Below are 21,128 nucleotides of genomic sequence, written 5' to 3' on the forward strand. Positions count from 1 at the left end.
CTTAGACCTTGGCGCCCGGGGTCGCCTGGAACAGGTCGTTGAACTCGGTGAACGCCTTGTTGATGTTCGCCTTGATGTCAGCGGTCAGCTCCCGCTTGGCGACCAGGTCGGAGACGATGTTCGGGTACTTGCTGTCCACGAACTCCAGCATCTCCTTCATCCAGCGGACCACGTCGCTCACCGGCACCTGGCGGATCCACCCGCGCTTGCCGGCGTCGTCCTTGTTGGTCGCCGCGTAGATCTGGATGACCTGACGCTCGACGGAGAGCGGCTCGTACTGGCCCTGCTTGAGCAGCTCCACCATGCGGGCGCCGCGCGCCAGCGTCTCCTGCGTGGCCTTGTCCAGGTCGGAGCCGAACTGGGCGAAGGCGGCCAGCTCGCGGTACTGCGCCAGCTCCAGCTTCATGGAGCCTGCGACCTGCTTCATGGCCTTGATCTGCGCCGCGGAACCCACGCGCGACACGGAGAGACCGACGTTGATGGCCGGACGGACGCCGGCGAAGAACAGGTCCGTCTCCAGGAAGATCTGCCCGTCGGTGATGGAGATGACGTTCGTCGGGATGTAGGCGGACACGTCACCCGCCTGCGTCTCGATGATGGGGAGCGCCGTGAGGGAGCCCGCGCCCTCCTCGTCGGACAGCTTGGCGGCGCGCTCCAGCAGGCGGCTGTGGATGTAGAACACGTCGCCCGGGTACGCCTCGCGGCCCGGCGGGCGGCGCAGGAGCAGGGACAGCTGGCGGTACGCCACGGCCTGCTTGGAGAGGTCGTCGTACACGATGAGGCCGTGCATCTTGTTGTCGCGGAAGTACTCGCCGATGGCGACGCCCGCGTACGGCGCGAAGTACTGCATGGGGGCCGGGTCGGACGCGTTCGCGGCGACGACCACCGTGTACTCCATGGCGCCGTACTTGTTCAGCTTCTCCACCACCTGCGCGACGGTGGACTGCTTCTGCCCGATGGCGACGTAGACGCAGTAAACGCCCAGGCCCTTCTGGTTGATGATGGCGTCGATGGCGACGGCCGTCTTGCCCGTCTGGCGGTCACCGATGATGAGCTCGCGCTGACCGCGGCCCACCGGCACCAGCGCGTCCAGCGCCTTGATGCCCGTCTGCAGGGGCTCGTGCACGGACTTGCGCTTCACGATGCCGGGCGCCTTCACTTCCAGGCGGCGGTGCTCGGTGGCCTCGATGGGGCCCTTGCCGTCCACCGGCTGGCCCAGCGCGTTCACCACGCGGCCCAGCAGGCCCTTGCCCACCGGCACGGAGGCGATCTGCTGGGTGCGCTTCACGGTGTCACCCTCGCGGATGTCCTTGAACTCACCCATGATGGCGACGCCGACGTTGTCCTCTTCCAGATTGAGGACCAGACCCTGCACGCCGTTGGCGAACTCCACCAGCTCACCGGCGAGCGCACCCTCCAGGCCGTACACGCGGGCGATACCGTCGCCCACGGACAGCACGGTGCCGGTCTCGGCGACGGTGACCTTCTTGCCGTAGTCCTTGATCTGCTCCCGGATGATTCTGCTGATCTCGTCGGCGCGGATTTCCATGGGCGTCTAGCGTCCTTGCGGAGGGGGCGGCCTGAGGAAACGGGGATGGCCGCCGCGAATCTTGATGTACCGGGTGGCCCCCTATCACGGGCACCGGGACTCTCGCAACGCGCCACGCGACAGGGCCTTCCCCCACCCCCGCACCCCTTTATCGCGCACGTAAGCAGGCACCCCGGACGAGAGGGGCCCCGCCTGCTCGCAAGCCCAGGGAGCCCGGCGCCAGGCCCGGCTTCAGGCGCCGGACGCGGGGAGGCCGTCCTCGCGGGGCAGCCACACGATGAAGCGGGTGCCGTCCGCCGCCCCCGACTCCACGGAGATGCGCCCGCCATGGGCCAGGGCGATCTGCCGCACGATGAAGAGCGACAGCCCCAGCCCGTCATCCGCGGAGCACAGGGCGCGGTGCTTGAACGGCTCGAAGAGGGTGCCCTGGTACTCCGGCGGCACCCGGCAATCCGGGTCGTGCACCTGCACCGTCACCCCGTCGAAGCGCCCCGTCAGTTGGAGCACCACGGATGAGGACACCGGGCCATGGTGCAGGGCGTTGCCCACCAGGGAGTCCATCAGCTGGAAGAGCCGCTCGCCGTCCCAGGTGCCCTTCAGGTCGCCGCTGGCGACGAGCCGCAGGTCGCGGTCCGGGTGGGCCCGCTGCCGGTCCGCCAGCACGCGCTCCGCCAGCTGGCCCAGGTGGACGGAGGAGGGGTGCACGGGCAGGCCGTTGGACAGCCGGGCGCGGGTGAAGTCCAGGAGCTGGCGGATCAGCCGCTCCACCCGGCGCACGCCCTGGCCCACCCGCCCTACCTGTTCGGTCAGGGCTTCTGGCATCGACGGAGCGTGCTGGAGGGCGAGCACGTCGCACTGGAGCGACTGGAGCGGGGCCTTGAAGCCGTCCCCCGCCGCGTCCAGGAACTGGTCGCGGAAGTGCTCCATCCGCATCAGGCGCTCCTCGGCGGCCTTGCGGATGCTCACGTCCCACACCGCGCCCATGCGCACCGAGCGGCCCTGGAACGTCGCCGGCCGGCCCATGACCTCCACGGGGATGCGGCGGCCGTCGCGGTGGAGCACGGCCAGTTCGTACGGGGCCTCCACGCCGCGGTCCATCACGTCGCGCGCGGGGGCGCGGAACTCCGGCGCCACGCAGTCCAGGATGTTCCGGCCGATCAGCTCCGCCGTCTCGTAGTAGCCCATCAGGCGGCCCAGGCCGGGGCTGATGTCCAGGAACTGCCCGCGGTCGTGGAAGAAGTACCCGTCGCAGGAGATCTCCACGATGGAGCGCATGTGCTCCTCGCTCGCGCGCAGCGCCGCCTCTTCGCGCAGGCGCGCGGAGGAGTCTCGCAGGAGCAGGAGCACGCCCGAGGAAGGGGCCGCAGGCATGGCGCTCACGGTCAGGTGGCGCAGCGTGCCCACCTCGCCGAAGCGGCCCGACACCAGCTCCTCCGCCACGCGCTCACCGGACTGCGCCCGCGCCAGCAGCGGAGACAGCGGCGGCGCCAGGCCGGGCCACGCCTCCGAGAGGAAGCGACCCACGCACAGCTGCGCCGGGCGGCCACTCAGCGAAGCCAGCAGGTCGTTCATCCAGACGAGGCGGGAGTCCCCGTCCACCAGCGCCACCCCCCAACCCGGCGCGTTGAGCAACGCACCCAGAAAGGGCAGGGTTTCCTCGGGAACCCCCAGGGACGGAAGGGCTCCGGGAAGCCGTTGGAACACAGGCTGCGGCATGGGCGGGTCGTCTCGGAAAACGCGGGCTTGTCCGCGTTGCCCAGAAGTATACCTATTCCCAGAGCCGACGGGAAATACAGGTTTGACTAGGACTACGGGGCAACCCTGACAACCCGGCACGTCTGCCGCACCGGGAGTGAGGGAGGGGTTACTTCAGCTCGCGGCGCAGCTGCTCCAGCTGGGTGCGCAGGGTGCCGTCGTAGAGGGTGCCACCGACCTGCGCGGCCACACCGCCGAGCAGGGACGGATCCACCTTGGTCTCCAGCACGACGTTGCGCTGGGTCAGCTGCTGGAGCGACTGCTGGAGCTGGGTGAGGGCGTCCGCGGAGAGCGGGGCGGCGCTGGTGACCTGGCCCCGGACGCGGCCCGCGCGGGCGTCCGCCATGTCGCGGTAGAGCCGGGCGATGTCGGGCAGGTAGCCCAGGCGGTTGCGGTCCACCAGCAGGCGCACCGCATTGGCGAGCGCGGGCTCCGCGGGGGAGGGCATGGCCTGGAGCAGGGCCTCCACCACGCGGCTGCGCTGGGCGCGGCTGTAGATGGGGTTGAGCAGCACGTCCGACAGGTCGGGGCTCTGGCCCACGACGGCGGCGAAGGCGTTGAGCTGCTCCGCGACGGCGTCGGTGCGGTTGCCTTCCGCTGCGACGTCGAGGATGGCGCGGGCGTAGCGGCGGGCGATGGAGACGTTCACCATGACGCTGGCGCCCTTAGCATGGGGCGTCCCTGGCGGCAATGATGCCGGCGCCATGCGTTGGATCGCCGTGGCCGCTCGGGGCCTCCCAAGGTCCATGGAGAGAGCGGGCGGGGAAGCGTCCCCGGGTGTGTGCTGGTGACCGCCCCCGGGCCCTTGAAGGCAGGCCGGCGCCCGGCAACGGACGGCCGGGGTGCGACAGGACTTGGCGGAAGTGGGCGCTTACCCGTAGCGTGGGCCCCACCCTCGCCATGCAAGAACCTGTCATCGGCATCGACCTGGGCACCACCAACAGCGTCGTCGCGACCGTGGAAGAAGGACGCCCGCGCCTCATCCCCTCACGTGCGGGAGGACGCCTCACGCCCTCGGTGGTAGGCCTCACCCGGGCGGGCGACCGCCTGGTGGGGCAGCCGGCCCAGGCCCTGGGGGAGGAGCACCCGGACGCGGTGGTGTGGGCCACCAAGCGCTTCCTGGGACGCCGCTACACGCCAGAGTTGGTGCAGCAGGCGAAGGCGGTGGTGCCGTATCCCCTGGTGGCCGGCCCCACGGGCGACGTGCGCGTGAAGCTGTCCGGCCGCGTGCTGCCCGCGACGCAGGTGTCCGCCTTCATCCTGGGCGAGCTGCGCCTGGACGCGCAGGCGCACTTCGGACGTGACGTGCGCAAGTGCGTCATCACCGTCCCCGCGAACTTCGACGACAACCAGCGCCAGGCCACGCGGGAAGCGGCGGCCATCGCGGGGTTGGAGGTGGTGCGGCTGGTCAACGAGCCCACCGCGGCGGCGCTGGCGTACGGCCTGTCCCGCGGCTTCGAGGGCAGCGCGCTGGTGTTCGACCTGGGCGGCGGCACCTTCGACGTGTCCATCCTGGACGTGAAGGCGGGCGTCTTCGAGGTGAAGGCCACGGGCGGCGACCACGCGCTGGGCGGCGAGGACTTCGACCAACGCATCGTCCAATGGCTGCTGGCGCAGGTGGAGGATGCCTTCCAGGAGGCGGTCTCCAAGGACGCGCAGTCGCTGCGGCGCTTGAAGGTGGCGGCGGAGGCGGCCAAGCGCGAGCTGACCGAGTCCGAGGAGGCCCTCATCTCCGTGTCCGGCCTGGGCGACCACACGGCGGGCGTGAAGCGCTTCACCGAAATCAACACCGCCCTCACGCGCAGCTTCTTCGAGACGCTGTCGGAGCCGCTGTCGCGCCGCTGCCTGGAGGTCTGCAAGAGCGTGATGGCGGAGGCGCGGATGGATCCGCGCTCGGTGGACGTGGTGCTGCTGGTGGGCGGGATGACCCGCGTGCCGCTGGTGCGCCGGCTGGTGGCGGACTTCTTCGGCCGCGCGCCCTCCACGGACGTGCACCCGGACGAGGCCGTGGCGCTGGGCGCCGCGGTGCAGGCGGACGAGCTGGTCCGGCAGGCGGGGCAGGCGCTGCTGCTGGACGTAGCCAGCCAGAGCCTGGGCGTGGGCGTGATGGGCGGGCGCGTGAAGCGGCTCATCCCCAAGAACACGGGCGTGCCGGTGGTGGCGCGCGACATCTTCTTCCCGGGCACCTCCGGCCAGTCCGAGGCGCGCATCCCCGTGTACCAGGGGGAGAGCGAGTTCCAGGACGAGAACCACAAGCTGGGCGAGGTGGTCCTCAAGAACCTGCACGTCGCCAACCGCGGGGAGACGCCGCTGGAGGTCGTCTTCGAGTTGTCCGGCGAGGGCATCCTCTCCGTGCAGGCCACCGACCTGACCTCTGGCCACATGGAGCTGGTGCGCCTGGAGGCCCGGGCCGGTCTGCCGCAGGGCGAGGCGGAGAAGCTGGGCCAGGAGCAGTCCCACTACGCGCAGGCGCAGGGCGTGGTGGACGCGCGCAAGGCGGAGGAGACCTTCCGCAAGCTGCTGGAGCGCGGGGAGAAGCTGGCCCGCCTGCTCCAGCAGAGCGCCCGGGAGAACCCCAGCCCGGAGGCCGAGTCGGCCGTGGGCACCGTGCAGCAGCTGCTGGTGGGAGGCAAGGACGCGCTGGCCGCCGGTGACGCCGCGCAGTGCGCCCTCATTGCCCGTCAGCTCACGAAGTTGCTGTCCGGCCGCGCGGAGCCCCGCGGCTGACGTCCCCCGGCGCACGGAAAAGGCGTCCACCAGCTCACGTTGTGGCGCCGGGTCCGTGGTGCCTTCCCTGGAGTCCGCGTATCTCCGGGAGTCATGACGACCCCCGGCTTTTCTCCTCGCCCGAGAGATCTGGTCTTCGTGGTGGACGACTCGCGGACCGCGCGGGACGTGATGCGGCTGCACCTGTCGCGCATGGGCTGTGACGCGGTGGGTCTGGAGGGGGCGGATGCGTGCCTGGCGGAGCTGGCGCAGCGGACGCCGGCGCTCATCCTGATGGACCTGCACCTGGAGAAGCTCCAGGGGGACGAGGCCTGCCGCCTGGTCAAGGCGCACCCTGCGGGGCGCAACGTCCCGGTGGTGATGTTCACCGCGGCGGATGAACCCCATGAGGTGATGCACTGTGGGCGCGCGGGCGCGGACGACTTCCTGCCCAAGCCGGTGAGCCAGGAGGCGCTGGCGGCGAAGGTGGCCGCGGTGCGGCTGTCGCGTGAGCGCGCCTGGACGGGCCCTCCGCGCGGCCGGGGCGTGCTGCTGGTGGAGGGCGGCCGGTTCCTGCACACCTTCCTGGGCGGAGCGCTGGAGCACGAGGGGATGCACGTGCTCTACGCCAAGGACCTGGATGACGCGGCGGCGCAGGCCGTGGCCCAGGGCGAGCGGCTGGACGGCTTCGTGGTGGACGTGTCGCGGCTGCCTCGGGAGGCCCTGTCGCTGGCCACACGCCTGCGCGAGCAGTTCCCACGCAAGCCGCTGGTCTTGATGTCGCGGGTGGAGGAGGCACCGGACGTGCTGGAGCGCGCGCAGGAGCTGAGCGGCGCGCCGCTGTTGCTCAAGCGGCAGCTGGGCGCGGACGAGCTGCTGGCGAAGGTGCTGGCGCGCCTGTCGCAGGGCACGCTCCCCTTGAGGGCCGCGGAGCGGGTGCCTTTCTTCACCGTGGTGGAGTTCAACACGCCGGGTGGCCCCACGCTCAGTGGCTTCAGCCATGACGCCAGCCCCCAGGGCCTCTTCGTGCGCACGCTCACGCCCGCGCGCGAGGGCTCGCGGCTGTCCCTGCGCCTGGTGATGGCCGGCCAGCGCACGCCCTGCGAGGCGCAGGCGGTGGTGGCGTGGTGCAACCCGCCCGGGATGGGGAGCGCGTTCCGCTCGCAGACGGGCATGGGCCTGCGGCTGGAAGGCATGGACGCGCAGCTGCAGCAGCGCTTCGTGCGCTTCGTGCCCCAGTCCCTCGGTTTTCCCACCGCCAGTCCCGTGCGCGCCTCAGGTTTCTGAGAGCGGCGGGTGACCCCGCGCGCCTCCCAACCCCCCGCAATCACGGACAGAAGCGACGGGATTCTCCCCTGGCATGGGCGTGGCAAAGCGCCGAGCCCCGCGAGGCAGTCGACTTTCGAGGGAGGATTCACGCATGCGTCTACGTCTTTTCGGAACGGTGGGGCTCACGCTGCTGGCGGTGGGGTGCGGTGACGGGGGCAAGGCCCCGGAGGGCCTGGACAACGAACCCGTGCAGCAGTCGCTGAAGCTCACGACCTTCGACGACTGCTCGGCGCTGGAGCAGTACATCGAGGACACCGCGACGAAGCAGATGCGCGCGAACCTGGAGCAGCAGAAGCCCGGTTATTGGGAGCGCTTCGGCCGGGGGACGCGCGGCGGCGTCGTCTTTGGCCCCATGCCCGCGGAGGACTCGGCGGGGGGCGGCGTGAACGCCGGCGCCGGTGGCGGCCAGGCGCCGAATGACTCCACCGGCACCAACAACCAGGTGGAGGGCGTGCACGAGTCGGACTTCGTGCAGAACGACGGCACGCGCATCTTCGTGCTGTCGGGCAACCGGCTGTACGCGCACCGCTCGTGGCCCGCGGAGCAGCTCACGCTGGCGGCGACGCTGGAGGTGGAGGGCTGGCCCCGGGAGATGCTGCTCGACGAGAAGAACCGGCTGGTCATCGTCTCGCAGGTGGCGCTGTCGCTGCCGGGCACCCCGACGAAGGTGGGCGGGGGCGTGGGCGGGGGCATGGTGCCCGTCGCGGACATGGCCTGCTACGGCTTCGGCTGCGGCTACTACAACGCGGACAGCACCAAGGTGACCACGGTGGACGTGTCGGACGTGGCGCACCCCACGGTGGTGGATCAGGTCTACCTGCCCGGCGTCTTCAACCAGGCGCGCCGCGTGGACAGCAACGTGCGGCTGGTGCTGTCGGACGCGTTCCGCTGGCCGGAGGACGTGAAGTTCTGGGTGGAGTACTCGGAGGACCTCTACAAGGACGAGGGGAAGCTCACCAAGACCCTCGACGCGCTCATCGTCGAGAACGAGAAGCGCATCCGCGCGAACACGCTGGACCAGTGGCTGCCCGCGGGCCGGCACGTGGACGCGGACGGGGTGACGACGGCGCTGCCCACGTCCTGCGGTGACTTCTACCGGAGCAACGCGCCGTCCGCGCTGGGCTTCGTGACGGTGGCCTCGCTGGACCTGGACGCGCGCACGGCGGCGCCGGGGCGCACCAGCCTGGTGGCGGAGCCGGGCACGGTGTACGCGTCCAAGGAATCGCTGTACCTGGCGCACTCGCACTACTGGTGGTGGCCGCAGCCGGGGCAGAAGGACTTCACCTACCTGCACAAGTTCGACCTGCGCCAGCCGGGCCGCGCGGTGTACGCGGGCTCCGGCACGGTGGAGGGCACGCCCGTCAACCAGTTCGCCCTGGACGAGTACCAGGGCGTGCTGCGCATGGCCACCACGGTCACCACGCGCCTCCCGGAGCCGGAGCACCAGGACTGGTGGTGGGGCCGCACCACGACGGCCAGCCGCGTGACGACGCTGGGCGTGAAGAACGGGCAGCTGGCGGAGCTGGGCCGCAGCGAGGACCTGGCCGAGGGCGAGCGCATCTTCAGCGCGCGCTTCGCGGGCCCGCGCGGCTACGTCGTCACCTTCCTCCAGGTGGATCCGCTCTTCACCTTCGACCTGAGCGACCCGGCGCACCCGCGCAAGGTGGGTGAGCTGAAGGTGCCCGGCTTCTCCACGTACATGCACCCGGTGGGCGACCACCACCTGCTGACGATGGGCATCCACACGGAGCCCAACGGCGGCTGCTGCGGGACGAGCACCCTGAAGCTGTCCCTCTTCGACGTGAGCGACCTGGCGAACCCCAAGGAGGCCGCCACGCAGCTGGTGGGCGAGGCCTACGGCTGGAGCGAGGCCCTCTACGAGCACAAGGCCTTCAACTACTTCGCGGCCAAGGGGCTGGTGGCCATCCCGTTCACGGACTACTCGAGGTCCTACTCGTCCTATGAGAACTACTGGCAGGGCTTCCGCACGGAGCTGCGCGTGTTCCGGGTGGACCTGGCGGCGGGCATCTCCCCGGTGGGCGCGGTGCCCATGTCGGACCTGTTCAGGACCACGGGCATGCCGCAGTGGAGCTACTACTACGTGCCGGATGTGCGCCGCAGCGTGATGGCGGATGACTACGTCTACGCCATCAGCGACGCGGGGGTGCGCGTGTCGAAGGTGGACAGCCTCCAGACGCCGCTCGTCACGGTTCCGTTTCCGGTCAGCACTCCCTGACGGGGCGGGCGGGCGGTCAGACGGGGTCGGGGATTGCGTCGCTTGCACCAGCGCAATCCCTTCCCTATAGGCCCCGTCATGCCGCCCGAAGCCGTCGAGCCCTCCGTGTCGTCCTCCCCCCCGGCCCGCGGCGCGAAGGGGGAGCTGCGCGCCCTGCTACGGCTGGCGATTCCCCTGTGCATCGCGCAGGCGGGCCAGTCCCTGATGAGCGTGACGGACACCTTCATCGTCGGCCGGGCCGGTACGTCCGCCCTGGCGGCGGTGGGCCTGAGCCACGCCCTCTTCTTCGCCGTCAGCAGCTTCGGCATGGGGCTGATGATGGGCGTGGACCCGCTGGTGTCCCAGGCCATTGGCGCCGGCCACCCGCGCCGCGCTCGGGACGTGCTCTGGCAGGGCGTGTGGCTGTCCGCCTTCGTGGGCGTGGTGCTGTGGGCGGTGCTCATCACCGTGCCGGCCGGACTGCCATGGGTGGGCGTGGCCGAGGAGCAGATCGTCCAGGTGCGCGCCTTCCTGCACTTCCGCGCGCCCAGCCTGCCCCTGATGCTCATCTTCCTCACGGTGCGCGCGTACCTGCAGGCCATCGGGACGCCCCGGCCGCTGGTGGTGTCCGCCGTGCTGGCCAACATCATCAACGTGATGCTGGTGCCGCTGTTCGTCTTCGGCGGCGAGTCGTTGCCCGCGTGGGCCGGACCGCTCACCCACGTGCCGGCCATGGGCGCGGCGGGCGCGGCGCTGTCCACGCTCCTGTGCACGGCGCTGGAGGTGCTCATCGTCGCGCGGGCGGTGCAGGCCATCCCCGTGCCGGGCACGCCGTCACGCAGGCCGGTGAAGGCGGATCAGCTGCGGGCGTTCCGGGTGGGGCTGCCCATTGGCCTGCACATCGCGGCGGAGGTGGGCGTCTTCGCGCTGGCGGGCGTGCTGTCCGCGAAGCTGGGGCCGGAGAGCGTGGGCGCGCATCAAATCGCCATCTCCTTCGCCAGTCTCACCTTCACCATGGCGCTGGGCATCGGCAACGCGGGCAGCGTGCGGGTGGGCTGGGCCGTGGGCGCGCACGACACGCCGCAGGCCCGCAGGAGCGGGCTGATGGCCTTCGCCCTCGGCGCGGGGGTCATGTCGCTCGGCGGGCTCGTGTTCGCGCTCTTCCCCCGGAGCCTGGCGACGCTGGCCGGAGCTCCGCCGGAGGTGCTGCCGCTGCTGCTGCCCCTGCTGATGGTGAGCGCCATCTTCCAGGTCTTCGACGGTGTGCAGGGCGTGGGCGCGGGCGTGCTGCGCGGCGCCGGCCAGACGCGCTTCACCTTCGTGGCCAACATCGTGGGCCACTACGCCGTGGGCCTGCCCCTGACCCTGCTCCTGGGCTTCCACCTGGGCATGGGCGTGCTGGGCATCTGGTGGGGCCTGTGCGCGGGCCTCATCACCGTGGCCGCCGCCGTGCTGTGGCGCTTCTGGCGCGTCAGCGCGGGCACCCTCCGGCCCCTGGAGGGCTGATGGGGGTTGTTGGGGGTTGTTGGGGTGTAAAATTCCAGTGCAGGGAAAAGTTCCAAGAATCTAGGAAACGGCCGCAACCTGGATCTGGAAGCCCCGACAATTGTCCCAGGAGCCTACATGTCCAACTACCGCATCCGCCCTGGCGACACCCTCTCTGGCCTGGCCGCTCGTTTCGGCACCTCCGTGCAGAAGCTGGCGCGCGACAACAACATCTCGAACCCGGACCTCATCTTCTCGGGTCGGACGCTGCGCGTCGGCCACTCCGGCCGTGACAGCTTCGACGCGGGTGGTGGCCGTCAGGGCGTCCGGGGTGGGCGCGGCGTGGGCGGTGGGCAGGACGTGGGCGGCCCGATGGGCGTGGCCCCCACCGGCGGGACCGACAAGGGTCGCCGGTTGGCGGAGGCGGCGCGCGCGGCGGCCATGGGCATGGGCGGCTACAACAGCCAGGGCCTCTGCGCCACGGGCGTGAGCCGGGCCATCCGCAACTCCATGGGCATCGGCGTGTCGGGCAACGGCAACCAGATCGACAACAACCTGCCGCGCGACAAGTTCCGCCAGGTGGACATGTCCCTGGAAGACGCGCTGAAGATTCCGGGCCTCGTGCTCACGTGGGAGAGCACCTCCACGCGCCTGGGCAGCATCTACGGCCACACGGCGGTGACGCTGGGCGACGGCCACTCGTCCGCCAGCGACTTCATCGAGCGCAACACGACGAACAACGGCCGCTCGGGCTTCAAGGTGTTCATGCCCATCGAGTAGCCCTCCGGCTCCTCACGGTGGCGCATCACGAGAGCCTCCGGGTCCTTCCGACCGGAGGCTTTGTCGTGTCCCGAGTCCGGCACCCACCGCGACTTCAGGCCGGCAGGTACTGGCGGATCATCTGCCGCCACACGGGCCAGTCGTGGGTGCCGCCGTCCCAGATGGACAGGTCGTTGCCGATGTCCTTCTGCCAGAGGACCTTGGAGAGGTTCTCGTTGGAGGGGCGGCAGAAGTCGTGCTCGCCCACGGCCAGGGTCATCTCCACGCGGCGCAGGGCGGACAGGCGCCCCGGGTCGTGCAGGTTGGGCAGCCACTGCGGCGCGGTGTGGAAGTACACCTGTTCGTCGTGGTGGCCGTCGAGGAAGTCCTCCGTCTCGAACTTGCCGCCCATGGAGATGAGGCGCTGGAAGACGTCCGGGTGGCGCAGGCCCACGTTGTACGTGTGGAAGCCGCCCAGGCTGCACCCGGCGAGCGTGAGGCGGCCCCCGGCGGCGCGGCCCTTCGCGAGCGGCACCACCTCATGCAGCAGGTAGTCCTCCCACTGGGCATGGCGGGCCACGCGCACGGCGGGGGCGACGTCCTTGTTGTACCAGGACTCCTCATCCACCGAGTCCACGCACACCACGACGTAGCGGCCCGCGGCGATGCCGTCCGCGATGGCGCTGATGAGGCCGAAGTCCTCGGCCTGGAAGAAGCGGCCCTTGCTGGTGGGCACCAGGATGACGGGTTCGCCCGAGTGCCCGTACAGCAGCACTTCCATGTCCCGGTTCAGCCGCGGGCTGTGCCAGCGGTGGTATTCGCGGTTCATGGCCGCCACCTTACCCGGCGCGTTCGCGGCGCGAATACGACCGCCGGGCGGACGCGCACCGGTCAGCCGCCAGTGAACACCTGCCGGGGTTGCTCCACACCTCGCCAAGGGGTGAGGAAGGCATCCGCCTCCTTCGCGATGAGCTCCAACGAGGCGGTCAGCTCGTGGCCGTCATCCACCTCCACCAGCCGGACGTGGCGCTTGCCCTGGGCCCACTCGCGCGAATAGCGCACGTCGCAGGTGTCGTCCTGGCGGCCGTGGATGATGAGGGTGGGCACGCGCACGTCGGGCCAGGGGCCGCGCTTCGTTTCCATGAGCTGGGCCTCCTCCATGACGCCGTGGTGCACGCGCGTGCGGCGCTTCTCCGCGTGGTCATCCGTCTCCAGGTAGCCCGTGCGCTTCCACTCCGCCCAGGCGTGGGGGCCCAGGCGGCGCTGGAGCTGCTCCACGAAGTGGAAGGCGGGGGCCAGCAGCACCAGTGCCCCCACGCGCGCGTCCTGCTCCGCGGTGCGCGCGGCGACGAGCCCGCCCATGCTGGAGCCGATGAGGACAGCGCGGTCATGGGGAGCGCCCAGCGCGTCCCGCACGGTGTCCAGCATGGTGTGCAGGCTCAGGTGCTCCAGCGACGGCACGCGCAGGTTGAGACGCTCCAGCGCGATGCCCTGCTTCGCCCAGTGCGCGTCCAGCCAGACGCCCTTGGCGGAGAGGGGGCCGGAGGCGAAGCCGTGCAGGTAGAGCCAGCGGGGAGCAGGGGTGGGGGGCGGCGCGTTCATGGGCGCGCACTGTACCCGCGCTAGAAGCGCAGCACGGGTCCGGCGACGATGCTCTGGAGCGGTTTGGAGCACATGTCCACGCTGACGCCCGCGCTGGCGCTGGTGTCTTCCGCGGCCTTGGTGAACTTCACGTCGCAGAACTGGATGGCGGTGGCGATGGAGATGCCCCACCGGTCGGAGATCCAGCCGTCCAGGCCCACGCGGAAGGCCATGCTGGTGACGTCGAAGTCCTCGCGGCGCAGCTGGCCCAGGCTGTCCGGGGTGAAGGGCTGCGACCAGCTCTTGGCCAGGCGCGCGCCCACCCACGGTGTGACCGGCTTGTCGCCGAGGAAGCGCAGGCGGGCTTCCAGGCCCACGGCCGTGTAGTCCAGTTGCACGCGGCTCATCTCGGAGGGGTTCTGGGCCTCGGCGAACTGCTGGCCCCAGGTCTGGGTGGTTTCGAAGACGACGCCCAGGGACAGGCCGGGCGGCGTCTCCACGGCGAGCCAGGCCTGGAGGGCGGGGCCCTTGGCGCGCCAGTCGCTGAAATGATCCAGGGTGATGCCCGCGCCCAGGGAGGCATAGCCGTGCCACCCGTCCGCGACCGCTGGCCCCGCGCCCAGCACGCCCGCCAGGGCCAGCCACTTCCACTTCGTATCCATGCCGCCACTGTATGCCGGACCGGGGGCGAGGCTAGGCTTGCGGGCATGTCCGTATCTTTCGAGGTCGCGGCGGCCGAGGTCCGCGACGCGCTCACCGACGCGAGTCGGGGGTTGGTGGAGCGCGAGGCGATGGTGGAGTTGGTGGCGCTGTCGGCGGTGGCGGGCGAGCACCTGCTCGTGGTGGGCCCGCCGGGCACCGCGAAGAGCGAGGCGGTGCGCAGGACGGCGCGCGGCCTGGGTGGTGCGTACTTCGAATACCTGCTGGGTCGCTTCACGGAGCCGTCTGAAATCTTCGGGCCGGTGGACCTGCGCAAGCTGCGCGAGGGGCTGGTGGAGACGGAGACGGCGGGCATGTTGCCGGAGGCGGAGGTGGCCTTCCTGGACGAGGTGTTCCTGGGCTCCACCGCCATCCTCAACACGCTGCTGGGGTTGCTGAACGAGCGCACCTTCCGGCGAGGCCACACGCGCATGCAGTGCCCGCTGCGGGTGTGCGTGGGCGCGTCCAACGCGCTGCCGGAGGACGATGCGCTGGCCGCGTTCGCGGACCGGTTCCTCGCGCGCATCTTCGTGGAGCCGGTGCCGGATCCGCGGTTGGAGGAGTTGCTGGAAGGAGGCGCGTCGCTGTGGGCGGATGCGGCGCCGCGAGTGGCGTCGCTTGCGTCCCTGGACGTGGTGGCGCAGGCGGCGAGGCGCGCGGACCTGGGGCCGGTGCGGCCGCACCTGGCGCAGGCGCTGCGGACGTTGCGGGCGGCGGGCATCGCGCTGTCGGACCGGCGCGCGGTGAAGGTGCAGCGGTTGGTGGCTGCCGCCGCGGCGCTGGCGGGGAGGACGACGCCGGGCGTGGCGGACCTGTGGCCGCTCGTCTACGCGGTGCCCACGAAGGAGGCACAGGCGCTGGCGCGCGATGTGCTGCGCGACGTGCTGTCCGCGTCGGAGAACCTGGCGCTGCCGGCCGCGGCGCTGGAGGCGAGCGCGGGGCCTCTGGCTCGGGCCCAGCGCATCGCGCAGGCGGGGCATGTGTTGCTGGAGTCGCGGCCCGTGGACTTGGACGCGGTGGCCGCGTGGCGGCTCAAGCTGGAGGGCGTGGCGCGCGAGATGGATGCGGGCTTCGCTCCGGAGGCACTGCCGGAGACGCTGCGTGCGTTGCGTGGCGCGGTGGCGGCGGTGCTGGCGGAAGAAGCGAGCACTCGCGCGGCGTGATGCTGGTGGCCTCTCCTGTGGAGTTGCCTGCCCCGACGGCACTGAAGGTGCCGTTACTCCAAGGGACTCTGCTCGACGTACTTCGCGAGTTTCTCCAGGGACATCCGCCAGCCGAGCTCGTTGTCCGCGGGCGGTACGCCGGGTGGCAGTCCTTCGTGCACGGAGAGCAGGTCGGTGCCTCCGTCTTGCGCGTCGGTGAGCGTGAACGTGATGATCATCTCTCCTTGGAGCGCGGGGTCGGTGGTCTCGAACTCGGTGGTTTCGATGACCTGTTCGTCCGGCACGAGCTTCACGAAGCGGCCGTGATGCGTGTCCATATGTGCGGTCGTCTTGCCGGTCTCCGTGGGCGCGTCGTAGGTGAGCGAGATTCGGAACGCGCCTCCTTCGCGCGGTTCGAAGACGTGCACCTGACTCGTCATGCCGTCGGGCACCATCCATGTCGCGACCGCGCGGGCGTCAATCAGGGCGCTGTAGACGCGTGAGCGGGGGGCCTTCAGGTGGTGGTGGATCCGGGTCGTGCTCATGCTCGGGAGCATGAGCAGGGCTCCGGACGCTGTACAGCTCGAGTCCGGGGGCCTGTCGCGTGTCGGTCCCTCTGTTGGCGCTGACGCCCGTTCGTTAGAGTGCCGGGGTGATCAACGGGCGTGGGATGCGCGGGAGCAGGGCGTCATGAGGCCGCCTCTGGAGCCGGTCGTCGCGGGACTTCCCGTGCGCTGGCGCCCCCGGGCCCTGCCCCTGGAGCCCGTGGCCGTGGCGGGCGTTGGTCCCGTGGCGCTCGCACTGGGACACCGCGCTTCGCGGGCGGAGGACGCGACGCTCGCGTCGTGGACCGGTGTCGCGGGACCGGATGTGCTCGTGCTGTTGGGGACCGCCGCTTCGCTGCCCTGGGTCGATGGTGCGGTGTACCTGGGCCGTGATCCGCTGGCGCCCGCGCTGCTGCTTCCCTGCGCGCTGGAGCCGGATGTGGCGCCTTCGCTGTTGGAGCGTGCGCTGCTCGCGGGGCAGGGCGATGCGCCGCTCGTGGTGCTGCCTGCGTCAGGGGTGCTCGTCTCCGTCGCGGCGGCCAAGCCTGTCGCGCGCGCTTCGCTGACCGCGTGGTTGTCCGTCCCGGCCGTGGAGGCCGCTTCGTGACGACCGCATTGCCTCCCGCGCTGCGCCCCTGGGCGACGCAGCTGTCCCTCTTTCCGGAGGACCTGGCGCGCCACCTGGGGCCGCACGTGGCGCGGCTGTCGGCGGCGGTCGGAACGCTGCGTCCTCGCGGTGAGGCCGAGGGCGGTGAGCCTCAAGGCTATGACGGGCTCTCCCGACGAGGGCCTTTCGAACGGTTGCTCGTCAGTGAGTGGCTCTGGGCATTGGAGGCACCGGAAGAACTGGTGCGCCGCGCGGCGTTCGGCGAACTGTCGTTCCTCAAGCCCGCGTTCCATCAGCCGCAGGGGGCTCGGCGCACCGTGGTGCTGCTGGACGTGGGACCGGATCAGCTGGGCTTGCCGCGAATCGCGCACCTCGCGCTGCTGGTCGTGCTCGCGCGCCGCGCGGAGGCCGTGGGCGCGGCGTTCACCTGGGGCGCGCTCCAGACCGAGCCCGCTCAAGCCACCCATACGGGCCTGGGCGGCACGTCGCTCCTCGCGTGGCTGACCGCCCGCTCCACCACGCCCGCATCGTCGCGACACCTGACCGCGTGGCGCGAGGCGCTGGAGCTTTCAAGCGCGCCCGAGGACGTGTGGCTCGTGGGCTCCTCGCGCCTGGGGCGTCTGGAGGGCGCGGAGGGGATGTCCAGCGTGGAGGTCTCCGAACCGATGGAGCCCGGCGCGCACCGGCTCGACGTGGACGTGCGGCCCGCGGGCCGTGTTCCCCGCTCGGTGGTGCTGGAGCTTCCGCCTCCGGCGGATTGCCTGCGCCTGCTGCGCAATCCCTTCGCTTCCAATCAGCAGGCTTCCGGGGTGATGCCGCGCAAGGCCGACCGGCGGATCGTGAAGTTCTCCTTCTCCGGTGATGGCCGGCGCGTGCTGCTGTTCTCCGCGAACGGCGCCGTCGAGGCCATGGCGGTGCCGCATTCTCCGCGCGCCACCGTGCCCAAGCCCCGGCGCGTCCAGGTCCCGCGAGGGCAGCAGGTAATCGCGGCGGGGTGGCGCTCCTCGGGTGGGTTGCTCGTACTCGCCAGTCACCTGGATGGCTACGTGATGCACGGGCAGGTACACACGCCGCAGGGACTCCGGAAGGCGCGCTACCACGCAGCGGATGACAGCAAACAGCCAGCCCTCGCGCCGGGGGCGCTCCCGCTGAGCCTCGTGAGCTGGGTGAATCCACGTGGGCAGGAATACCTGTGGTTGAAGGACGGCAAGGGCCGGTTGTTCTCGCTGGCGCCTCCGTCGTCGATGGGGACCTCGGCGCTGAGCCTGGAGGAGGAGGGGGTCTCTTCCATGGCGGAGGTGCACTCACTCCCGCTTTGCGTGCTGCGGCCCCAGAACCTGGGAGCGGGGCGCGCGATCATCTCGCGGCTCAAGGTGCTGGGCGAAGAACCGGCACGATTCGTCCCCATCAACGCGCGGCACGGGGATGCGTACTTCGGCTACTCGCCGTCGGGGGCGCATCCCGAGGCAGGGCTACTCGCGGCGCGTGACAATGATTCAGACTGGAAGCTGTTCCTGGACACCGGCGTGTCGGTCATCACCGTGCCAGAGAGGCACCGCGTGGTGGGCGTGGTGCAGCCTCCCGTTCCGTCCCCGCCCGGACTGATCGCATTGCATCCGGAACAACGCGCCTTCACTTTCTTTTCGAGCCAGGCGTCCCGGACGCTCGCGGTGGCCAGTGGTCCCGTGGTGCAGGCCGCGGCGAGCCACGGGCAGCCGGTGTTGGGATGGCTGACGCGGGCAGGGGAGTTCGTGTTGTGGGACCTGATGGAGCAGGCTGTGTTGTACCGCTCCGTCCCGGAGGCCACGTCGTGAGCGCCGCGGCCGGAGTCGTGCGTCCTCGCGCCCAGGTGCACCGGGGCACCGTGGTGGTGGCTGCCTGGTGGTTCCACTCCGGACTGCTGGGAGAGGCCGAGGCACGCCGCCGCGTGCTGGAGGCCTGGAGACCCGGGGCCACGGTCTGGGCGCTGGCGGGTGGCCACTTGCTGAAGCTGGCGACACCGCGCAAGAGCTCGGTGGGGGCCGCACCCGGATTGCCGCTGGTGTTGGAGTCCGGAGTGCTCACCAGCGCGCCGCTGAGCTCGAAGGAACGCGAGCGATTGGAGCCACCCGTGGGAGCCGTCGTGCTGGTGCACGAGGGCGTCGCACGGATGTACGGGCCCGGAGCGCTGCGCCAGGTGGATCCGGGGACGTGGCTGGACGTCTCGGAGTGGCGGCGTGTCCAGGTGAAGGGTCTGGGTGCGCCGCCTCCGCCCTTGAAGGTCGCGCTGGATCCGCTGCCTCCGCCAACACGCGCGACGTTTGGACCGAAGGTGCCCGCGCTCGCGCCCGAAGCGGAGCGCATGCTGGCGCGCATGGCGGGGCGGGAGGTCCCGGTGGTGCGAGAGGGCTTCCTCGCGCGGCTGCGGCGGGTCTTCTCACGGAGGCCCGGCGACGCAGTGCTGACCGTCCGTCGTGAAGGCTTGTTCGCACGGTTGCGCCGTGCCTTTCGCACGGAGACGCAAGACACACCGGGCAACGCGTTGGCCCCGAGTCGCGCGGGATGGCTCGACCGTCTGCGGAGCGCCTTCTCCTCGAACGCGGCTCACACCTCCGCCATGGGCACTGGCGTACGGGCCGGTTGGTTCTCACGGCTCTTCGCTGGAATGCGCGGAGGTGACGCCGCAAAAGCCTCACAGGTCTCCAGCACCCACACACGTCCCGCTGAACCCGAAGGCCCGGGCGCGCTCGAGCAGCTCAAGGAGTGGATGCTCCGGAACACGCCCCTGGGGCAGCTCGTGGGACGGCGCAAGGGGGACTACCTGCGCCACCTCTTCGAGCTCTTCGAGCAGGGCAACCTCGACGAAGCCCTGCGCCACGCCATCCCCCTGGGTAAGGACCCGGACGCACGCGCGAAGCTCGCGCTCGGCGTTCCCGGCCCGCGCGAAGAGCTGCGCATCCAACCCCGCGGCCGGAGCGGTGCCGCGCAGTCGTTCGGCGGAGGCCCCGCCGTGTTCGAGGCGCTGCGCGAGCGCTACCGCGAGACCTTCCGCCGCCTGGAGCGCGAAGGCCGCATCGACGAGGCCGCCTTCGTCCTCGCGGAGTTGCTGGAAGCGGCGGAGGAGGCCGTGTCCTTCCTGGAGCGCCACGGCCGCTTCCAACTCGCGGCGGAGCTCGCCGAGGGACGCAACCTTCCGCCGGGCCTCGTGGTGCGCCAGTGGTTCCTGGCGAAGGACGTGGAGCGCGCGGTGGCCATCGCGCGGCGCTCGGGCGTGTTCGCGGACGCCGTGCTGCGCCTGGAGAAGACCCATCCCGCCGAAGCGCAGGCCCTGCGCATGTTGTGGGCGGAGTCGCTCGCGGAGGCCGGAGACTGGTCGCGCGCGGTGGACGCCGTGTGGCCTGTGTCGTCCGCGCGCCACCTCGCACGTGGCTGGGTGGAGCGGGGCATCCAGGCCGGCGGCACGGGCAGCGCGAAGCTCCTGGCGCGACTGGCGCTCGAGTTCCCGGATGGCTTCGGCGCCGCGCGCGACGACATCCAGATACTGCTCTCGGATGAAACCCCGGCACGCGCTCCCGAACGCCTGGCCTTCGCCACGGAGTTGCTGCGCGCGGACGCCTCCGATGCCCGGAGCGCGCTCCTCGTCCCCACCGTGCGCTCGCTGATGCGCGACGAGGTGGTGGAAGCGCTCCCCTCCAACGCCAGTCTCCTCCAGCAACTGCACGCCCTGAAGGATCCCGCGTTGGCCGCGCTGCGCACGGACCTGCCAACGCCGCGTGCCTCGCAACGGAGCCCCTGGTCCGAAACGCACGACCTGCCGCACGTGCGCGTGTGGATGGACCGGAACCACGCGGGCGCCCACGCCGTGCATGACGCCGTGGTGCTGCCGGGCCGGCGTGTGCTGCTCGCGCTGGGAGAAGCGGGCGCGCGGCTGGTGGGCCCGGATGGACGCACGCTCGCGGCCTTCGACGTGCCGGCGTTCTCCCTGGTCCTGTCCGAGCAGGGAAACCGCGCCCTCGCGCTGGCTCGCCGCGGTGACCTGTGGCGCGTGTCCCGGCTGGACCTGGTGGAGCGCCGGGCCACGCGCTGGTGCGACCTGGAGCTGGACGCGTGGGCGCCCACCTACGACGGGGAGCGGTGGTTCACCGCCATGCGCGACGCCGTGAGCATGGTGGACACGCTCGCCGCCGAGCCGCGCTCCCTGTGGCGCGTGCCGGAGGTGGGAGGCGTCGTGCTCGAGATGGCCGTGGACGCGAAGCACCTGTCCTTCCTCGTGCTGCACCTCACCCCGGGCCAGGACTTCGAACGGCTGGAGCGCTGGACCTATGAGCTGGAGGGCGGCCCCGTCCTGCGCGGGCGCGCGGACATGAAGGACCTGCGGGAGACACTGGACGCCCTCGCGCTCACGCCCGACGGCGAGGCGATGGGCGTGCTCATCGCGCCCACCGAAGACGAGGAGCCTGGACCCTGGCCCTACTACGTGGCGCCCATCGTCGCGCGGCGCTTCCACCGCCCGTCCCGGCAGGACGGGGAGCGCATGGGCGTGGTGCTCACTCCCTCCTGGAGCGTGACGCGCTTCCAGAAGGGCGAGCTGCACACAGCCGTCCTGCGCACCGTCGCCGACCACCCCCGCGTGACGGTGGAGTTCTCCGGCACCCCGCCCCAGGTCGTACGCCTCACGGAGGACTGGTGCGTCGTGCACGACCTGCTCGGCCGCGTGGTGTGGCTGGACCTGCACTCCGGCGAGCTCCACCGCGTGCCGGTGGTGTGAACCTCGACG

The 21,128-nt window shown here is 71.1% G+C and carries 16 protein-coding genes; 9 read left to right on the forward strand and 7 right to left on the reverse strand.

The genetic code is table 11. The features are described 5' to 3' along the window. Window position 1: 1 nt before the first annotated feature. The 3 genes from atpA to atpH all read right to left on the reverse strand — a co-directional run bounded on the left by atpA (window position 2) and on the right by atpH (window position 3,956). Entirely contained in the window at window positions 2-1,549 is a 1,548-nt protein-coding gene (gene atpA / locus GTZ93_RS01285) for a F0F1 ATP synthase subunit alpha (RefSeq protein WP_139923901.1), read from the reverse strand. 231 nt (window positions 1,550-1,780) lie between these two features. After that, window positions 1,781-3,265, reverse strand: coding sequence for a sensor histidine kinase (locus tag GTZ93_RS01290; protein ID WP_161662612.1), 1,485 nt, complete (start codon window positions 3,263-3,265; stop codon window positions 1,781-1,783). Between the two features lie 148 nt (window positions 3,266-3,413). Beyond that, window positions 3,414-3,956: an ATP synthase F1 subunit delta gene (gene atpH / locus GTZ93_RS01295; protein ID WP_139923485.1), complete on the reverse strand. Its 543-nt coding sequence runs from the start codon at window positions 3,954-3,956 to the stop codon at window positions 3,414-3,416. A 248-nt stretch (window positions 3,957-4,204) separates the two neighbouring features. On the opposite strand from atpH, the gene GTZ93_RS01300 reads away from it, so the two are divergent. From GTZ93_RS01300 to GTZ93_RS01320, 5 genes are all read left to right on the forward strand, one after another. Next, a complete protein-coding gene (locus tag GTZ93_RS01300) occupies window positions 4,205-6,031 on the forward strand; it encodes an Hsp70 family protein (protein WP_139923486.1) in 1,827 nt (608 codons plus the stop codon). Window positions 6,032-6,124: 93 nt separating this feature from the next. Beyond that, window positions 6,125-7,297 (forward strand): TIGR02266 family protein, encoded by a 1,173-nt coding sequence (locus GTZ93_RS01305; protein WP_120599751.1) that lies wholly within the window; start codon window positions 6,125-6,127, stop codon window positions 7,295-7,297. 133 nt (window positions 7,298-7,430) lie between these two features. Further along, entirely contained in the window at window positions 7,431-9,575 is a 2,145-nt protein-coding gene (locus tag GTZ93_RS01310; protein ID WP_161662613.1) for a beta-propeller domain-containing protein, read from the forward strand. Between the two features lie 78 nt (window positions 9,576-9,653). Continuing rightward, the gene (locus GTZ93_RS01315; RefSeq protein WP_139924205.1) at window positions 9,654-11,060 is read left to right on the forward strand and encodes an MATE family efflux transporter; all 1,407 of its coding nucleotides are present in this window, start codon (window positions 9,654-9,656) and stop codon (window positions 11,058-11,060) included. 117 nt (window positions 11,061-11,177) lie between these two features. Then, window positions 11,178-11,819 carry a LysM peptidoglycan-binding domain-containing protein gene (locus GTZ93_RS01320; RefSeq protein ID WP_167547786.1) on the forward strand — a complete coding sequence of 214 codons (642 nt, stop codon included), beginning with the start codon at window positions 11,178-11,180 and terminating at the stop codon, window positions 11,817-11,819. A gap of 94 nt (window positions 11,820-11,913) precedes the next feature. On the opposite strand, the gene GTZ93_RS01325 is transcribed toward GTZ93_RS01320, so the two are convergent. From GTZ93_RS01325 to GTZ93_RS01335, 3 genes are all read right to left on the reverse strand, one after another. Next, a complete protein-coding gene (locus GTZ93_RS01325) occupies window positions 11,914-12,627 on the reverse strand; it encodes an esterase family protein (RefSeq protein ID WP_139915872.1) in 714 nt (237 codons plus the stop codon). A 62-nt stretch (window positions 12,628-12,689) separates the two neighbouring features. Beyond that, window positions 12,690-13,400 (reverse strand): YqiA/YcfP family alpha/beta fold hydrolase, encoded by a 711-nt coding sequence (locus tag GTZ93_RS01330; protein WP_120575721.1) that lies wholly within the window; start codon window positions 13,398-13,400, stop codon window positions 12,690-12,692. A 20-nt stretch (window positions 13,401-13,420) separates the two neighbouring features. Then, window positions 13,421-14,041, reverse strand: a complete 621-nt coding sequence (locus GTZ93_RS01335) for a hypothetical protein (protein WP_139915871.1) — start codon at window positions 14,039-14,041, stop codon at window positions 13,421-13,423. A gap of 45 nt (window positions 14,042-14,086) precedes the next feature. Between GTZ93_RS01335 and GTZ93_RS01340 the strand changes: the two genes are divergently transcribed. Beyond that, complete coding sequence (locus GTZ93_RS01340) at window positions 14,087-15,241, forward strand: AAA family ATPase (RefSeq protein ID WP_139915870.1); 1,155 nt, start codon at window positions 14,087-14,089, stop codon at window positions 15,239-15,241. Window positions 15,242-15,294: 53 nt separating this feature from the next. Here the strand turns inward: GTZ93_RS01340 and GTZ93_RS01345 are convergent, their stop codons facing one another. After that, window positions 15,295-15,765: an SRPBCC family protein gene (locus GTZ93_RS01345; protein ID WP_167547787.1), complete on the reverse strand. Its 471-nt coding sequence runs from the start codon at window positions 15,763-15,765 to the stop codon at window positions 15,295-15,297. Between the two features lie 145 nt (window positions 15,766-15,910). Here GTZ93_RS01345 and GTZ93_RS01350 point away from each other — a divergent pair, with 145 nt between their 5' ends. The 3 genes from GTZ93_RS01350 to GTZ93_RS01360 are packed head-to-tail and all read left to right on the forward strand — an operon-like array spanning window position 15,911 to window position 21,119. After that, complete coding sequence (locus GTZ93_RS01350) at window positions 15,911-16,372, forward strand: bpX5 domain-containing protein (RefSeq protein ID WP_139915868.1); 462 nt, start codon at window positions 15,911-15,913, stop codon at window positions 16,370-16,372. Next, window positions 16,369-18,186 (forward strand): LpqB family beta-propeller domain-containing protein, encoded by a 1,818-nt coding sequence (locus GTZ93_RS01355; protein ID WP_139915867.1) that lies wholly within the window; start codon window positions 16,369-16,371, stop codon window positions 18,184-18,186. The genes GTZ93_RS01350 and GTZ93_RS01355 overlap by 4 nt, the downstream gene beginning before the upstream one ends. Further along, window positions 18,183-21,119 (forward strand): bpX6 domain-containing protein, encoded by a 2,937-nt coding sequence (locus GTZ93_RS01360; RefSeq protein WP_139915866.1) that lies wholly within the window; start codon window positions 18,183-18,185, stop codon window positions 21,117-21,119. The genes GTZ93_RS01355 and GTZ93_RS01360 overlap by 4 nt, the downstream gene beginning before the upstream one ends. The last annotated feature ends 9 nt before the right edge of the window (window positions 21,120-21,128 follow it).

It is taken from the genome of Corallococcus exiguus (assembly GCF_009909105.1).
In the GTDB taxonomy this organism is placed as follows: Bacteria; Myxococcota; Myxococcia; order Myxococcales; family Myxococcaceae; genus Corallococcus; species Corallococcus exiguus.

Excerpts from the sequence above, each read along its gene's own strand:
- atpA (WP_139923901.1), bottom strand. The coding sequence starts at position 1,549 with ATGGAAATCCGCGCCGACGAGATCAGCAGAATCATCCGGGAGCAGATC.
- GTZ93_RS01290 (WP_161662612.1), bottom strand. The coding sequence starts at position 3,265 with ATGCCGCAGCCTGTGTTCCAACGGCTTCCCGGAGCCCTTCCGTCCCTG.
- atpH (WP_139923485.1), bottom strand. The coding sequence starts at position 3,956 with ATGGTGAACGTCTCCATCGCCCGCCGCTACGCCCGCGCCATCCTCGAC.
- GTZ93_RS01300 (WP_139923486.1), top strand. The coding sequence starts at position 4,205 with ATGCAAGAACCTGTCATCGGCATCGACCTGGGCACCACCAACAGCGTC.
- GTZ93_RS01305 (WP_120599751.1), top strand. The coding sequence starts at position 6,125 with ATGACGACCCCCGGCTTTTCTCCTCGCCCGAGAGATCTGGTCTTCGTG.
- GTZ93_RS01310 (WP_161662613.1), top strand. The coding sequence starts at position 7,431 with ATGCGTCTACGTCTTTTCGGAACGGTGGGGCTCACGCTGCTGGCGGTG.
- GTZ93_RS01315 (WP_139924205.1), top strand. The coding sequence starts at position 9,654 with ATGCCGCCCGAAGCCGTCGAGCCCTCCGTGTCGTCCTCCCCCCCGGCC.
- GTZ93_RS01320 (WP_167547786.1), top strand. The coding sequence starts at position 11,178 with ATGTCCAACTACCGCATCCGCCCTGGCGACACCCTCTCTGGCCTGGCC.
- GTZ93_RS01325 (WP_139915872.1), bottom strand. The coding sequence starts at position 12,627 with ATGAACCGCGAATACCACCGCTGGCACAGCCCGCGGCTGAACCGGGAC.
- GTZ93_RS01330 (WP_120575721.1), bottom strand. The coding sequence starts at position 13,400 with ATGAACGCGCCGCCCCCCACCCCTGCTCCCCGCTGGCTCTACCTGCAC.
- GTZ93_RS01335 (WP_139915871.1), bottom strand. The coding sequence starts at position 14,041 with ATGGATACGAAGTGGAAGTGGCTGGCCCTGGCGGGCGTGCTGGGCGCG.
- GTZ93_RS01340 (WP_139915870.1), top strand. The coding sequence starts at position 14,087 with ATGTCCGTATCTTTCGAGGTCGCGGCGGCCGAGGTCCGCGACGCGCTC.
- GTZ93_RS01345 (WP_167547787.1), bottom strand. The coding sequence starts at position 15,765 with ATGAGCACGACCCGGATCCACCACCACCTGAAGGCCCCCCGCTCACGC.
- GTZ93_RS01350 (WP_139915868.1), top strand. The coding sequence starts at position 15,911 with ATGAGGCCGCCTCTGGAGCCGGTCGTCGCGGGACTTCCCGTGCGCTGG.